General features: G+C 47.4%; 12 protein-coding genes and 1 tRNA gene. 7 read left to right on the top strand and 6 right to left on the bottom strand.

Annotation, left to right across the window (positions count from 1 at the left end; translation table 11 throughout):
* Positions 1–264 precede the first annotated feature (264 nt).
* The 3 genes from Q0394_RS01160 to Q0394_RS01150 all read left to right on the top strand — a co-directional run bounded on the left by Q0394_RS01160 (position 265) and on the right by Q0394_RS01150 (position 5,888).
* Entirely contained in the window at positions 265–1,629 is a 1,365-nt protein-coding gene (locus Q0394_RS01160; RefSeq protein ID WP_298945117.1) for a coproporphyrinogen III oxidase family protein, read from the top strand.
* Between the two features lie 154 nt (positions 1,630–1,783).
* Positions 1,784–4,048, top strand: a complete 2,265-nt coding sequence (locus Q0394_RS01155) for a dynamin family protein (protein ID WP_298945115.1) — start codon at positions 1,784–1,786, stop codon at positions 4,046–4,048.
* Complete coding sequence (locus tag Q0394_RS01150) at positions 4,041–5,888, top strand: dynamin family protein (protein ID WP_298945113.1); 1,848 nt, start codon at positions 4,041–4,043, stop codon at positions 5,886–5,888. Before Q0394_RS01155 ends, Q0394_RS01150 begins: the two co-directional genes overlap by 8 nt.
* A gap of 10 nt (positions 5,889–5,898) precedes the next feature.
* Here Q0394_RS01150 and Q0394_RS01145 read toward each other — a convergent pair whose 3' ends face one another.
* The 6 genes from Q0394_RS01145 to Q0394_RS01120 all read right to left on the bottom strand — a co-directional run bounded on the left by Q0394_RS01145 (position 5,899) and on the right by Q0394_RS01120 (position 12,180).
* Positions 5,899–6,150 carry a hypothetical protein gene (locus tag Q0394_RS01145; protein ID WP_298793172.1) on the bottom strand — a complete coding sequence of 84 codons (252 nt, stop codon included), beginning with the start codon at positions 6,148–6,150 and terminating at the stop codon, positions 5,899–5,901.
* 185 nt (positions 6,151–6,335) lie between these two features.
* A complete protein-coding gene (locus Q0394_RS01140; protein ID WP_298945111.1) occupies positions 6,336–8,063 on the bottom strand; it encodes an ATP-binding protein in 1,728 nt (575 codons plus the stop codon).
* Positions 8,063–9,607, bottom strand: coding sequence for a fatty acid--CoA ligase (locus Q0394_RS01135; RefSeq protein WP_298945110.1), 1,545 nt, complete (start codon positions 9,605–9,607; stop codon positions 8,063–8,065). Before Q0394_RS01135 ends, Q0394_RS01140 begins: the two co-directional genes overlap by 1 nt.
* A 9-nt stretch (positions 9,608–9,616) precedes the next feature.
* Positions 9,617–10,864 (bottom strand): OmpP1/FadL family transporter, encoded by a 1,248-nt coding sequence (locus Q0394_RS01130; RefSeq protein ID WP_298945109.1) that lies wholly within the window; start codon positions 10,862–10,864, stop codon positions 9,617–9,619.
* Positions 10,865–11,704, bottom strand: coding sequence for a deoxyribonuclease IV (gene nfo / locus Q0394_RS01125; RefSeq protein ID WP_298945107.1), 840 nt, complete (start codon positions 11,702–11,704; stop codon positions 10,865–10,867).
* Positions 11,701–12,180, bottom strand: a complete 480-nt coding sequence (locus Q0394_RS01120) for a hypothetical protein (RefSeq protein ID WP_298945104.1) — start codon at positions 12,178–12,180, stop codon at positions 11,701–11,703. The genes nfo and Q0394_RS01120 overlap by 4 nt, the downstream gene beginning before the upstream one ends.
* A 69-nt stretch (positions 12,181–12,249) precedes the next feature.
* Here Q0394_RS01120 and Q0394_RS01115 point away from each other — a divergent pair.
* From Q0394_RS01115 to Q0394_RS01100, 4 genes are all read left to right on the top strand, one after another.
* Positions 12,250–12,324 (top strand) — tRNA-Glu (locus Q0394_RS01115).
* A 295-nt stretch (positions 12,325–12,619) separates the two neighbouring features.
* Positions 12,620–13,357: a TerC family protein gene (locus Q0394_RS01110; RefSeq protein WP_298057560.1), complete on the top strand. Its 738-nt coding sequence runs from the start codon at positions 12,620–12,622 to the stop codon at positions 13,355–13,357.
* A gap of 130 nt (positions 13,358–13,487) precedes the next feature.
* The gene (locus Q0394_RS01105) at positions 13,488–14,156 is read left to right on the top strand and encodes a DNA alkylation repair protein (protein WP_298945102.1); all 669 of its coding nucleotides are present in this window, start codon (positions 13,488–13,490) and stop codon (positions 14,154–14,156) included.
* Positions 14,153–15,478 (top strand): MATE family efflux transporter, encoded by a 1,326-nt coding sequence (locus Q0394_RS01100; RefSeq protein ID WP_298945100.1) that lies wholly within the window; start codon positions 14,153–14,155, stop codon positions 15,476–15,478. Before Q0394_RS01105 ends, Q0394_RS01100 begins: the two co-directional genes overlap by 4 nt.
* Positions 15,479–15,658 lie beyond the last annotated feature (180 nt).

Raw genomic sequence — 15,658 nt, 5'->3', positions numbered from 1 at the left:
ACGCGGTAAATAAATATGAATCACTACCCGCAACCGCTACGCTAAATTCTACGCAAGCTGTAACTTGGCGGCGAATTTTGCGCAAAGCAAACAAACACCAAGGATATGCAGGTAGATTTTTGCTTCAAAATACGAGCCCAAATTTTAAATTTTACGCCCGATTTTGATAAAACTTCGGCAAATTCAGCCCTTTTCAAGGCGAGATTAATAAAATTTTAGATATCCTTACGAACATAAATTTGGATTTACTGGAGAAAATTAATTATGGGATTTAAGAATATTATAGAAAAGTTTGCAGTAAATTACGCTCATAATTCTATTCAAAAATCACTATACAACGAATTTAACATAGACATTTTGACCACAACTTACACTAAAACTCCAAAAAAAGACAAAAAATACATGCTCTACGCACACGTTCCCTTTTGTCACACTTTTTGCCCGTATTGCTCGTTTCACAAGTACCACTACGAGCAGGAGCTTGCGAAAATTTACTTTGAAAATTTACGCGAGGAGATGAGGCAGGTTAAGGAGGCCGGCTTTGATTTTAGCTCGCTTTACGTGGGCGGCGGCACAACGCTTATAAACGAACCCGAGCTAGAAAAGACGCTAAAACTCGCAAAAGATCTCTTTAGCATCGAAGATATCTCGGCCGAGAGCGATCCAAACCACATCTCGCCAGAAAGCCTCAGCCGTTTTGACGGGCTTATCGACCGCTTAAGCGTAGGCGTGCAAAGCTTTGACGATGAGACGCTAAAAAGGGTTGGCAGATACGATAAATTTGGCTCGGCTGAGGAGACAAAAAGAAAGCTAGAGCAGGCTCTTGGCATGATCCCAGTTATCAGCCTTGATCTCATCTTTAACCTGCCAAATCAAACAAAAGAGCAGCTCATAAACGACATAAATGTCGCAAAATCGATCTCTCCGCAGCAAATCACCTTCTATCCGCTCATGAAATCAGAGCTAACAAGAGAGAACATCGCTCGCTCGCTCGGCGTGTCAAACGTCGATAACGAGCGCGAATTTTACGAGATAATCGTGAGCGAATTTGCTAAAAGCGGCTACAGACAAAGCAACGCCTGGGGGTTTTCAAATGAAAAAAGCGCAGACCTTCGCGACGAATACGTGGGGTCAAATTTAGAGTACGTTGGCGTTGGTAGCGGTGCATTTAGCTTTTTAGACGGCGAGCTCGTGATAAACGCATTTAACCTACTTGACTACGGCAGAAAGGTCAAATATAGACAAAGTCCTGTCATCGCAAAATGCGCATTTAGCAAAAAAGAGAGGCTAAAATATACGTTTTTAACAAGGCTTTTTGACGGCGCAGTCGATATCAAAGCCTACAACGAGCAAAATGACGCAAACATCAACAAAGACCTATTTGTCGAGCTTAGCTTGCTAAAGCTAGTGAACGCGATCTATGAAGAAAACGGCGTCATAAAGCCGACGTTTTTTGGCAAATATATCTGCGTCGTGCTCATGCGCGACTTTTACGCAGGCATGGACAAAGTGCGCGCGATATTTAAAAACGATGCAAAGATCAAACGCAGCAAAGTACTTCACATCATGAGCGAAGACACCGAGCAAAAAATTGATCAAAATATTATCCAGCCGCGAGCCGCTATGTAAATTTGACGCGATTTTACCGTCAAATTTGATCCTCTTACAGACTTCTTTAAATTTATCACGAAAATAACCCGCCCAAGCTTGTTTAAATTTAATTTATGCTAAATTTCGCCACGAAAGCGACCTTGCGGACGCGAATTTTATCAAAGGTGAAGCCGTGGATACGGATAAATTTTTAAGCGAAATTTGGGGCGCTCTCAAGCTCTTTTTGGATCCCAAAACGCAAATTTTCGCAGACGAGCGAAGCCTCGCTGTTTTACTCGCGGTAGATGCTGAAAATTTCGATAGATTTATGGCGCTAAAGGAGTTTAGAGATATCCTTCACGCGCTTGGGCTAAAGGCTGATATATACAGCCTCCAGTGCGCCCAGCTAGGCGCGATAAACGCTCTAAAAGCCGCAAAAATCTCAAAATCAAAACTACTCGCCGCACTGGAAATCCTGCAAACCGAAAATATAATCTCCGCCGCGCATTTTAAGCGGCTTTCGGCGTTTTTGCGCTCTCTTGGCGCAGATTTGACCGCAGGGAACGAGCAAGAGGGCGCAGATTTTAAAAAATCAGACGTCTTTCATCAAAAAATAGACGCGCTAAACGATATCTGCGAGCGAATTTTGTCGCTAAACCCGGGCGCGCACGTCGCAAACGCGGCGACAAAAGCGAGGCAAAAAGCGCATGAGCTCGAGTTTAACGTCGCGGTCACTGGCGTCATAAATGCGGGCAAATCAACTCTGCTAAACGCGTTGCTGGGCAAGAAAATCCTGGGCGCTTCAAACGTGCCCGAAACCGTAAATTTGACCGTGCTAAAATACTCGCCCGAGCCTTTTGCGAAGGTAAATTTTTGGAGCGAAGCGGAGCTAAGAGAGCTTGACATAGCAAAAGATCAAGACGACGAAATAGTCAAAATTTACGGCGGCGCGGGCGTCAAATTTGAGAGCGAAACGGCGCAAAATTTAAGCGGCAAATTTGACGCGGAGGGCGGCGAATCAAAAGCCACATTTAAAAGCCCTAACGCGAGCCAAATTTGCTCCGATCAGCCCGCTAGCAAAACGGTAAAAACTGACGAGATCAAGCTCTACACCTCGGCGGACTCCAAATACGCTAAATTCGTAAAAAGCGTCGAACTTTACGAAAATTTGGAGCTTTTAAAGGATAACGTGCGCATCATCGACACGCCCGGCATCGACGACGCGGTGGCTGCGCGCGAGGAGCTGGTGCGGAGATTTATGCGGGAGTGCGACCTCATGGTGCACCTGATGAACGTCTCGCAAAGCGCCACGCAAAAGGATCTGGACTTCATCGTTGCAAGCCTGCAAAACTCCCACGCCGTGAGGCTTGCTGTGCTACTCACGCACGCGGACGTGTTAAAAGAAGGCGAGCTAAACGAGGTCGCAGCCTACGCCAAAAAGAGCGTCGAGGAGCGCACGCGGGAGCTGTGTATAGGGGCGGAGTTTTTCGCCGTGAGCGCCAAAAACTACTTTGAGGGCGGGCAAAACAGCGGCGTCGAGGAGTTTAAGCAGTATCTTTACGAGACGCTTTTTGGGCCTAATAGCCAAAAATCTCGCCTTGGCATCGAGGCATATAAAAAGGAGCTAGGCCGCGTCTGCGCGCAGTTTGTGGCGGATACGCAAAGCGAGATCTTAAAGCTAACGGGCTCAAATTTGAGCTTATCGCAAAGGCTTGCTGAACTAAACGAGCAAAAATCCGCGTTAGCTAGCCGACTAGAGGAGGTAAGAGGCGCGGTAAAAGAGGAGCTAGAGCGCCTAGATACGGCTAAAACCGCGGCTAGCTACGAGCTTGGGCTGCGGTCTTTGGCGCAAACGCTAAAGCAGCGCGTCGCAGATGACGTAAACTACGCGACCGCCAAAAAACAAAAGATCGACCCGCAGCGTCTGGCTCGTATCGCGCAAACTACGATCAAAGACGGCGTTGCCGCCTTGATGCGTCAAAACCGCAACGAGATCATGCGGCAGATCGCTGCGTGCGCACAAAATATTGCGCTAAAATTTGGCGAATTTGATGACAAAACGGCGGCGGCCGAGGTCTTTAGCATAAACGACTATCTGCAATCAAAAGGGATAAATTTAGAGTGCGCCCAGGTCGCAGATGCGGTGGCAGTCGCGGCAAGCTCGGGCGCACAAAGCGTATCCGAGGCCGCCAAAGTAGCCGCGGAGGAGTTTTTGGGCGCCCAGAGGATCAAAAATTTCGTTTTCGAGCTTAGCGAATTTGAAAAAAGCGAGTTTAAAAAGCAAATCGAAGTTGCTCTAAAAGAGCAAGAGAAGACGCTAGCAATCAGCGAAGAAGCCCTAAAAAACGAGCTTGCCGAGCTAGCGAAAACTAGCGGTCGAGACTCGCGCGAGCTAGAGCGACTAAACTCGCAAAGCGAGGCGATAAATGCTATAAATTTGGAGCTGCAAAGTGTTTGAGGAGTTTATAAACGCGTATAAAACGCGGTATTTTAAGATATTTTCGGACGATTTTCACGGGCGATTTAGGCGGCTGCAAAATGAGCTAACCGAGCCCAAATTTCACCCGAGTGCCGAGCTAGAGCGCGAGCTAAATAAACTCGATCTGTTTTTATCTAGCCCGCTTACAGTCGCTATAGTTGGACAGTTTTCTAGCGGCAAATCTACGTTTTTAAACGCGCTTTTGGGTAGCGAGATTTTACCGTCTGGCCTAACTCCCGTGACTTCAAAGCCGACTTTTATCAGATACGGCGCCGCGCCGGGGCTTAGCGTGCTTTACGAAAACGGCAGAGAGTTGTATCTGGGCGTCGAGGAGATAGGGCGCTTCGTCGATCAGCGCGTGTTTGGCGATGATGTTAGCAGGCTTTGCGTCTACGCGCCCTCTGAAATTTTAAAGCTGGTAAATTTCGTCGATACGCCGGGGCTAAACTCGCTCTCAAAGGCCGATACCGCCGTCACGCACAAAGTGCTAAAAGACGTCGCGGGCGTCATCTGGCTAAGCCTTGCCGACAATGCCGCGCGCGCTAGCGAAGCCGCGCAGATCGATGAGTTTTTAGCGGACGGGGGCAAAACGGCGATCTGTTTGCTAAATCAAAAAGATAAGCTAAGCAAGGACGAGCTTGAGCGCCTCAAAACTCACGCGCAAACGACCTACGGACGATTTTTCGAGCGTATTATCGCTGTTTCTGCCAAGCAGGCCGTAACGGCGCAGGCAAACGGCGACGCGGTACTTTTGGCGGAGTCAAATTTTAGCGAGGTGATAAGCGCGGTCCGCGAGCTTTTTGGCGGCGAAGAGATAAAAGAAAAGTTCGTACGCGAAAAGTGCGCTAGACTGGTTGCCGTAAATGCTGCTCAGCACGAGCGAATTGCTAAAATTTACGAAAAAGCGGGTGAGATAATCGCTAAATTTGACGCCGAGCTAGAGTCAAATTTAAGAGCCGTGCAAGAAAATTTTAAACCGAAAATCGAGCTAGCCTTTAACGAGCTAAAACACGTCGCAAAGCTCGTTGCAGACGAGATCCTAGCCAGCTCAAAAAGCGTGAAAAAGTATAAATACGCGCCGCGAAAAACGCTGCTAAAGGGCGAGTATTTTGAAGCTAGCTCGTATGAGGCGGTAGATTTTGACAGCGACGAGGTGTTTTCAAAACTCATCTACAACGACGTGAAATTTGCCAAATTTTTTAGGACGTATAAGCGCGGCTTAAGTGCGCTACAAGAGGAGATCGGCGCGGCGCTGGATGAAATTTATGCTCGGCTGGAGCGCGAATTTATGATTTATAAATCAGAATTTGAAAACGCGCAAAAAGAGGATGAAACGCACTCCGATACCGTGTTTGCCGATGTTAGGACGTATGCGGGGCAGGTGTATAGGACGTTTTTGCGAGACTATGAGACGGCGAAATTTAAAGGACTGCAAAAGACGGCGCTGTTTTTTGAAAAGCTAAATCTCAAAGTCGCCGCAAACTACGAAAATGCCGTCAAAATCGCCGTGTATTTTCTAAAAGAAAAGATCGCGGGTTCGATGCGCGCGCACGAGCAAAACGGCTTTGCGCTCTTTATCCCGAGCTTTGACGAGGTGCAAGACCGCGTTTTGACATCGCTAAATTTGTATGAATTTGAAAACGAGATGCTGGGAAACGCGTCATTTTTAAATAAAATTTTATCGGCTCTAAAGAGCGAATTTGTGCAGATAAAGAGCGAAAAACTAGCCAAGATCGCTGCTCTATCGGCCGGACACGAGAAACTAAGGGATGAAATTTTAAAAGCGGGCGAGAGGTTTGGTGAGCAAGATCTCGTTTAAGCGCGTCGATCTAAACTATATTTGAAAGCCAAGTTAAAATTTGCTCCCAAACGGGCTTTTTGTTCTCGTCCTTGAAGCCTAAAAGTAGCTTGATGAATTTAAAAACGAAAACAACGAGCAGGAAAATATACGTGATGAAAATGCCGACTAAAATTTCATCAAAATACTCTTTTGATATGAAGTAGATGACCGTGCATAGCGGAGCGCAAACGGCTGCGATACCTAAAAATAGCTTGGTTTGGCGTAGTAAAAAATCACTCATGCTTGATAACCTTTTCAAATTTGAGTATCTGGGGCTGCAATAAATTTGAATCGCTTGTCAAATTTGCACCCGTAGAGCTACGAATTTAACGCTTAAATTTGTAAGAATGCGCGATAAAGCCTTGCAAGCGGCGTAAATTTAGCAAAACGCGTCTTAGCCAAACAGCAAGCCAAATTTAGCCGAATTTACCCATCAAACCCAACCTTCTTATCCTCGCCGAAATTTGAGCTCATCTCGCGTTTGATCTCGCTTTCAAAGTCGCTCATCGTAAATATCCCGTCCTCGCGCACGGCAACTTTTAGCGCTGTGTTTTTGAGCGCGAGCATGATTTGTGCGCCGCTTAGTTCAAATTTAGCTAGCTGTTTGACGTCAAAATTTTCCTCAAAACTCGCATTTTCGGGCAGCACTTTGCGCCAGATCGCAAGACGAGCGGCGAGGTCGGGTTTTTTAAACTCGATCTTATAGTCAAACCTGCGAGAAAACGCGATATCTAGGCTTTGCAAGAAGTTCGTCGTGGCGATGAGCACGCCCTCAAAGCGCTCGATTTGCTCTAAAAATATATTTTGCATTTGATTGTGCATCTTGTCCGCGCCGCTGCCGCCCTCGACGCGCGTGCTTAGAAACTGATCGGCTTCGTTTAGCAGCAGCACGGGCTCGCTCTTGCTTTTGGCACAGATTTCTTTGTACGTGTCGAAAATTTTACGCACGTTTTGCTCGCTTTCGCCGACGTATTTACTCAAAATTTTAGAGCAATCAAAGCTAAGAACCTGCTTTTTTAGGCTCTTTGCGAGGCTTAGCGCACTCATGGTTTTGCCCGTACCCGGCGGCCCGTAAAAGATGATTTTGGCGTCCACGTTTTTGCGCGATTTGATCCCCCAGCTAGATAGGCGCGCCAGCACGCGGCGATCTACTTGCTTTAGGATCGCATCTAGCAGCTCTTTTACCTTTACGTCCAGTACGACGTCGTTTATGTCGGTCGAGGGCTCGATGAGCTCAAAGATCTCCTGCTCTTTTACGAGAGTTTCTAGCGCTAGTTTTTTGCTTTTGCTCTCGGTTTTTGGGTGCATTACGCTTTGTAAGATTTCGTCGGTTATGTAAAACGTCCTGCTAAAGCCGCCGTAAGTGTTTAGCGACTCGTCGTAGTCGATGAGGCCGTTTTCGATTAGTTTTGAGCCTTCGTCCAGTAGGGCGCGGTTTTTGATGCGCTCAAATTCATCCGCGCTTAAAATCCCGACAAGCGCGTTTAGATCGCGGTTTGCGTCTGTTTCGCCGACGTATTCTTCCTTTAAAAGCGCGAGGAAAATCAGCTGCTCTTTGTCGTTTAGCGAGTTGTCTTTGAAAATTTGTTCGACGGAGATCGAAATTTTGCTTAAATTTAGCCGTTTTTCGATGATGGCTTCTAGTTCTTTTACATCTTTTTCGAGGCGGCTTTTGGCGTCGCTTGAGACGTTTTTGCTAAAAAACGAGAGCTTGCCGTAAAGCTCCACGCGCAAAAACTGGTCTTTTAGATAATCAAGATGATCGGCGTAGGGCGCGACTGCAGGCAGCGTAAGCCCAAACTCGCCCTCTTCTAAAATTTTTAGAAAAAGCGGCGAGAGCGAGATCTCGCTGTGAAGCAGACCGAGCAGATTTGAGCCGGAGCCCTCTGCGCCCTGGTTTTTAAATATAGAAAAGCCCTGCACGATCCAGCCGCTTTCTAACAGGTTTTTTACGTCCGCAAGGCCTGCTAAAAATTTATACTCCTCGCTACCAAAAACCGCGCAAAGCACGTCGTAAGCGCTACTTTGCGGAGTGCCTTCGACGTAGCTTTTGCTCAGGTGACGTAAAATTTTCCCCTCGTTTTCGCTGCATTTTATGAGCGATGAAATTTTAGAATTTTGCTCGCCGCCGATAAACTCTATCAAAAACCGCACTAAATTTCATCCTTTATCTGCTCTTTTAAAACGCGTTTGAGCACCTTGCCCGTCGCGTTTTTAGGCAGTTCGTCTTTAAAATAAATCGTCTTTGGAATTTTAAAATTCGCCAAGTGTTTTTTGAGGTGCGCGCGGATATCTTTTTCGTCCAGGCTCATGTTTTCTTTAAACTGGATAAACGCCGTGACCTCCTCGTCTGCGTGCTCATCTCTGACGCCGATAACGGCGGCTGCCTCGACTTGGGGCAGTTTAAATAGCACCTCCTCGATCTCGCGCGGGTAGATGTTGATGCCCTTTGAGATGATGAGGTCTTTTTTGCGGTCTACGATAAAGATATAGCCCTCCTCGTCGATCTTAACGAGATCGCCCGTGCGCAGCCAGCCGTTTACGATCGTTTCGTCGGTAGCGTCTGGCATATTTAGGTAGCCCTGCATCACGCAGTCGCCTTTTACGATGAGCTCGCCGACCTCGCCTGCGGGTAGCTCCATCATCTCGTCGTTTATGCATTTTACTTCGTAGCCCGGCAGCGGCAAGCCGACGCTTGAGATTTTTTGTTTTTGCATCGTATTTGCCGATACGATAGGCGAGCATTCGCTAAGGCCGTAGCCCTCTATCAGCACCGCACGCGGAAATTTGACGCGAAAATCCGCGATAGTCTGCTCGGCCAAAGGCGCTCCGCCGCTGATGAAAATCCTAATGCAGTTAAACCAGCGAAAATACCACGGGATTTTGGCCTTGCCGATAGCCGTATAAATCGCGGGCACGCCTAAAAATACGGTCGCGCGTTTGAGTAGGACTTGTTTTAGGACGTTTGAAAACGGGAAAATGGACTTTACTAAAATAAGCGAACACGCCGAAAATATCGGTAGCAGCACCATCGCCGTGAGAGTAAAGCTGTGAAACATCGGCAAAAACACGGCAAATCTATCCTTCGTGCGTACGTGAAAGACCTCGTGCGCGCCCCGGACGTTTGAGATGAGGTTGCGGTAGCTGATCATCGCGCCCTTTGGCTTGCCCGTGGTGCCTGATGTGTAGATGATGTGGGCTAGGTCGTCGATACTCGGTCGGTCGGTCAAATTTAGCTCTATACGGCAGTTTAGCGCGTGCGCGTAGGCGATATTGTTTCCGTCAAATTCGGCTCTATCGCCGATCCAGACGATCTTTTTTATTGCCGTTTTGCTATCTAGCCCTTTTATCTCTTTTGCGAGTTCGACCGAGGCGAAGAGAAATTTTGCCCCGCAGTCGTTTATGATGTACTCAAATTCTTCGTATTTTAAGAAGGTATTTATCGGCACTGCCACGGCGCCAAGTAGCGTGATGGCAAAGTAACTAGCGATAAACTCGGGCGAGTTATTTACTATCATCGCGACTCGGTCACCTTTTTTTACGCCCATGCCTTGCAAAAACGCAGCCAGCGTAAAGGCGTCTGCGCGTAGCTGATTGTAGCTAATCTTGCTAGTTTCTGTATAGATCGCGATACCGCCGCCGTTTTTATCGACCGCGGCGTTTAGCATATCCTCGAAATTTTCGTAAGGGTAGTTCATGACTGGGCCTTAAAATTTATATTTCACGTTCAAATTTATCGCCTGAGCGTTACCGCGTTCAAATTTGCCGTTTGGATAGAGTCCCGACGCGTTTGAGTAGTAGCTCACGTCGCGCGCTTTTCTGTCTTGGTAGAAGTAGCTAGCTCCCAGCTCCAAAGCGTCTGTAAATTTGTAGTTAAAGCCCGCTGCGTAGATGACGGCTTTGGTATCTGGCAGGTCAAAGCCCGTGGTGTCGGCTCTGGATGCGGCCTCGTCAAACGTAACAGCGCCCATCAGGCGGAGTTTGTCCGTCGCGTCGTGCGCTACGCCGATGCGGTAGGCGTTGCTGTCCTTCCAGTCGCGCTTTTTAGGCGCGTCAAATGCCGCAAAAAACGGGTTGCGATAGTGTGCGGCCGAGGCGCCAGGGTAGTTGAAGTCAAGCTCTTTCCACGCAGACCAATAGGTTCTTTCAAAGTCAAATAACAGCGTCGTTTTTGCGATTTTGTACGATAGGGCTAAATTTAAGCTCGCAGGTAGCGGTACGGATAGCTTTGCGCTGCCGCTATATGAGCCGTTAGGAAATAGCCCCATCGGGTGTGCCGGCGCGCTGATGCCCGTGTCGCCTTTTAGATTCATGTTTACTTTTGAGCGGTAGGTGGCCGCTAGGCTCAAATTTGAAGTAGGTTTATAGGTGATTGCCGCGTTGTAGCCGAAATTTATGCGGTCGCCTTTGATATCCTGCGAGGCGGGTAGGGCGCCTGAGACCTCCTGCACGGCCTCTCCTCTGGCGTAAACGGCGCGCAGGCCAAAGCCTAGCGCGATGTTATCGGTTAGCGCGTAGGCGACGCTAGGGTTTACCTCGATCACTTTTAGATCAAATTTTTTAGAAGTGGCCTTAGGTAGTCTTTCGTCCCATCTCATCGACATTCCCGCAGGTACGACGACTGATAGGCCAAAGCGCCAGTCGTCAAACTGCGGCGTTATGAAGTGAAACGTAGGCACGAGCGCGTTCGCTCTTTTGGAGGTGAGTTTGTCGCCGTTATAGTGCCTATACTTCGTCTTTGACATGCGTAGGTAGGTTAGCGAGCTCTCGAGGTAGTGTCCGCCGTCTAGAAATATCATATTTGCCGGGTTGTTATAGGCTGCGTCGGGGCCGAAGCTCGTCGCGACGTTTGAGTTTAAAAGCGCGATGCTATCGCCGCTTTGCTCGGGGATTTTAAAGCCCGCCGCATTTAGGCAGCAGCAAGCCGCTAGGCAAACGCCGATATATTTTCTCATTTATTCTCCTTTAAAGTTTCTTAAAATTTTTATCTCGTCCGCCCAGATGCTTTCGTCGATCGTCTCTAAAACTAGTGGGATATCGTCCGTGCGGGGGTCGTCTATGATGTTTTCAAATGTTTTTAAGCCCAAAAAGCCTTTGCCTAGGCTCTCGTGGCGATCCTTTTTACTGGCTAGGTCAAATTTCGTATCGTTTAGATGCATACCGCACAGCATTTCGCGCCCGACTATCTCGTCAAATTCGCTCATCACGCGCTCGTAGTCGTCTCTGATATCGTATCCCGCGGCAAAGGTATGACAGGTATCGAGGCACACGCCGATCCTGCTTTTGTCGGTACAGCGTTTGATGATGTAGGCTAGGTGTTCAAATTTGAAACCCAAATTTGAGCCCTGGCCGGCGGTGTTTTCGATGACTAGCTTTACGTTTTGGCTATTTTCTAACAGGAAATTTACCGAGTTTGCGATATTTTCTAGGCAAATTTCGGGCGAAATTTCATTTAGATACGAGCCCGGGTGAAAATTTATCATCACTAGACCGAGCGCTTCTACGCGGTAAATTTCGTCCAAAAAGGCGTTGATAGACTTTTGGCGCTGCTCTGGGTTTGGATGGCCTAAATTTATAAGGTAGCCGTTGTGCGGCAAAACGTGCCTTGGCTCGATGCCGGCGGCTTTTAAATTTTGTTTAAATTTGGAGATATTTTCTGGGGTTAGCGGCTTGGCCTCCCATTGGCGCTGATTTTTGACGAACATCGCAAAGGCGTTTGCGCCGATGTTTGCCGCATTTAGCGGAGCGTTTTCTACGCCGCCCGCGATGCTGACGTGCGCGCCGATAAATTTCATTGAAGCTCTTTTATGATGATTTTTATGCGGTTTTTAGCGTCGAAAAAACTGATATTTTTACCGCAAACTTCGTATTTTATTGAATATTTACTTATATCTTGTATAAAACCGCACGAATTTGTCATTACATTTATGCCGTCATACAGCGGCTTGCGCTCCAAAATTTCCGCGAAAAAGTCGTCGTATCTCTCCTCTAAAAAGAACTTTTTGTTAAATTCTTTTTTCTCAAAACATGCGCCGTTCATGCAAATTTTGTCGTTTATTTTGAGATTTACCGTATTTACGCCAGAGCTATAAATTTGCAAATTTAGCTGATTTGCGTTTTTATGCAGGAAGCCTACGTCGTTGATTTTTAGCGGCGGAGTGAGGATGGTGACGGTAAATTTGTCTGATGATTTTTGGCTTTGCAGCGCAGCGCAACCGCTAAATGCAAGGCACGCGAGCGCAGCTAAAGCAAATTTAGAAAATTTTTTCATGATTTTTTATCCTTGGTTTAAGCTATTTTTTATTATCTTTAATGTAAAATCCCATTTCCGCTAATTTGTGGCCCCTTCGTCTAGCGGTTAGGACATCGCCCTTTCACGGCGGTAACACGAGTTCGAGTCTCGTAGGGGTCACCACTTCATTTTAAATTTCACAAAAGATTTTAATTTTATCCGCTTATCGCTTAAACGCCCTTTATCTAAATATAATTTTTCTTAAATTCGGATTTTCTAAAATTTAACCTCAAAACCGTTTGCGCCGTATTTTGTAAACCCAAATTTCATTGCGTCAAATTTTAATCTCCGCCAAATAAACAAAGCCAGCCAAATTTAATCGCAAAATTTGATCCCGAAACGCCCATTCCCGCTCGCTCAATCAAATTTAAACCCGTTTTGGCTATAATCGCGCCCTAATTTATAAAAAAGGAAAAAAATGTTCGATTGGATTTTTTCGCCCGAGGCGTGGCTGTCGCTCGTGACGCTAACGGGGCTTGAGATCGTGCTCGGTATCGATAACATCATATTTATCGCGATCCTAGTCGGCAAGCTACCGCCCGAGCAGCGCGACAAAGGCCGCATTTTAGGGCTTTCGCTCGCGATGCTAACGAGGATTGCGCTACTGCTTTCGTTATTTTGGATTATGAAGCTTACCAAGCCGCTATTTAGCGTGTTTGATTTTACGATCACAGGGCGCGATTTGGTACTGATTTTGGGCGGGCTTTTTCTCATCGGTAAGTCCACGCTCGAGATCCACTCAAGCGTCAGCGGCGAGCACGAGGAGCACTCGGCGAGCAAAGGGCATGCGAGTTTTTGGGTCGTTATCGCAGAGATCGCCGTGCTTGACATCGTCTTTTCGCTCGATAGCGTCATCACCGCAGTGGGCATGGCAAACCACATCGAGATCATGATTTTAGCAGTGATACTTGCAGTGGGCGTGATGATGTTCGCGTCTAAGGGCATTTCAAATTTTGTCGATAATAACCCGACGATCAAGATTCTAGCACTTGCGTTCTTGATCCTGATCGGCTTTACGCTAGTGGGCGAGGGGCTCGGTATGCACGTGCCTAAGGGCTACGTTTACTTTGCGATGGCGTTTTCTCTGGGCGTGGAGCTCATCAATATCTACGCTCGCAAAAAGTCGGCAAAACGCGCAAAAGAGGCTCAAAAGTAAAATTTGAGCCTTTAAATTTGCTTTTGGGCGCGCAGGGCGGCAAATTTGACGCTTCGGCTTTGTTTTTTGAGGCGTTAAATTTAGGCAGGGACGAATTTGAGTGGTAAATTTAAAAAGCAAAGGAGCTAGCGTGGACGTAAAAGGCGAATTTTTAGAGATTTTGGAGGGACTTAGGAGCCAAAAGCTAGCGGCGTTTTCGCAAAAACTTATCAAAAGCCCCGAAATTTTAGGCGTAAAAACTCCCGAGCTAAGACGTCTGGCAAAGCGAAATTTCGCTCGGTTAAATCTAAAGCAGATCGCCGAATACGAGCCCTTTTTTCACGAGGAGTTCATGCTAAAGGGCTTTTTGATAATGCTCGTAAAAGACGACGAAGCTAAATTTAAGCTAGCGAGCGAGTTTATCAAAACGATGCCAAACTGGGCGGTGACGGACGGCTTTGAGCCTAAATTTAGCGATCCGCGCTACGTAGATGCGCTGCTAAAGCAGGCTCTAGGCTCAAATTTGGAATACGAAAAGCGATTTTTCTACGTTTATTTTATGCGCAATTTTAACGCGCTTTCGCTGGAGCGGTTTTTTGAAATTTGCGCCGAGGAAAAAGACGAGCGCTACTACGTGCAAATGGCGGCTGCTTTGTGTTTAGCCGAGGTTTTTATCAAATTTGACGGCGCGGGGCGAGAGCTGCTAGAGAGCGGGCGACTGAATAAATTTACCCACAACAAAACGATCTCAAAGATCCGCGACAGCTACCGCGTGTCAAAAGACGTAAAAGACGCGCTTTTGGAGCTCAAAATCAAGTGAACCTCACAAAAGAGCCCGTAAACAAGCTCGTGCTGCGCCTAGCCGCGCCCGCGGGCGTCGCGATGAGTTTTAACACGCTTTATAACGTGACGGGCGTGTTTTTTGCCGCGCGCATATCGACTCAGGCGCTGGCGGGCTTTTCGATGAGTTTTTTACTCTACATCAGCGTCGTTGGCGTTGGGCTTGGCTTTGGCTCGGCGCTAACGGCGCTTGTGGGCAACGCACTTGGCGGCGGCAAAGAAAAACTCGCTAAAATTTACGCCGCAAAAGGCGTATTTTTCGTGTTTCTTTGCGCGCTTTTTATGGGGCTTTCGGGCTTTATTTTTACGCCGCATTTGCTTAAAATTTTAGGCGCGAACGAGGAGTTTTTACGCGAAGCCATGGCGTATAACCGCGTGATATTTCTTGCCTCGCCATTTTTCTTGCTCATCAAATCGCTAAACGGCGTGCTGGTGGCTACGGGCGATACGAAGAGCCTGCGAAACTGGCTTTTTGCGGGACTTTTTATAAATTTGGGCTTTTGCTTTTTTTATGTGGATTTTTGTGGACTGGGTATCGGCGGGATAGCGCTGGCGACGGCTTCGGTGCAGCTTTTAGGCTCGTTATTTTTAGGCGTCAAGGTTGCAAAAACCGGCATGATAAATTTTTTAAATTTACGCTCATTTGCGCCCGAACTCGCCATCTACAGCAAAATTTTAGCCCAAGCCTTGCCAGCGTGCCTAAACTACCTCTCGATGTCGCTTGGCGGGCTCGTGCTCATGCATTTTATCAGCCGCTACGGCACGCAAGTGGTCGCAGGCTATGGGCTAGCTCTTCGTATCGAGCAGATCGTTATGCTGCCCACGACGGGCATCGCATCGGCGGTGCTGGGTATCGTGTCGCAAAACTTCGGCGCACGCGAATACGCTAGAGTGCGCGGATGCTACGCCTATGCGGTCAAATTTTTGGCGGTTTACTGCATTTTTGCGGCGGCTTTTTGCCTTGGGCTCGGCGGGATTTTGGTTGGGTTTTTTGACGAGACGCCTGAGGTCGTGAGTGCAGCAAGGGGTTATTTTGCCGTAAATTCGCTAGCGTTTATAGGCTACGCGCTCATAAACCTCTCCGGCTCGACGCTTCAAGGCGTAAAAAGGCCCGCGGCGGTTTTTGTTTTAAATTTTACTCGCCAGATAGTGCTACAAATGGCGCTCTACTCGCTTGTAGCCGATGTTTTTGGCGGCGAGTTGCAAGATATTTTTAAGGCGATGTTTTTTAATGTTTGGCTGATCGGGCTAACTTTTTTCTTTTATACCAAATTTGTTCTTAGCCGAATTTGCACGGCTTAAATTTGAAAATTTTCGCAAATTTTCAAATTTAAGCTTATTTTTCTTGACATAGCGTATTTTTTTGGCTACAATGCGCCTTTTCAATAAGTAGGCTAAACTCGCAATGCCTCGGGGTGTAGCGCAGGCTGGTTAGCGCATCTGGTTTGGGACCAGAGGGCCGAAGGTTCGAATCCTTTCACC

Source organism: uncultured Campylobacter sp. (genome assembly GCF_938039205.1).
GTDB lineage: Bacteria > Campylobacterota > Campylobacteria > Campylobacterales > Campylobacteraceae > Campylobacter_A.
The sequence above is the reverse complement of the archived record's forward strand: the minus strand, read 5'-3'. Positions and strand labels throughout refer to the sequence as shown.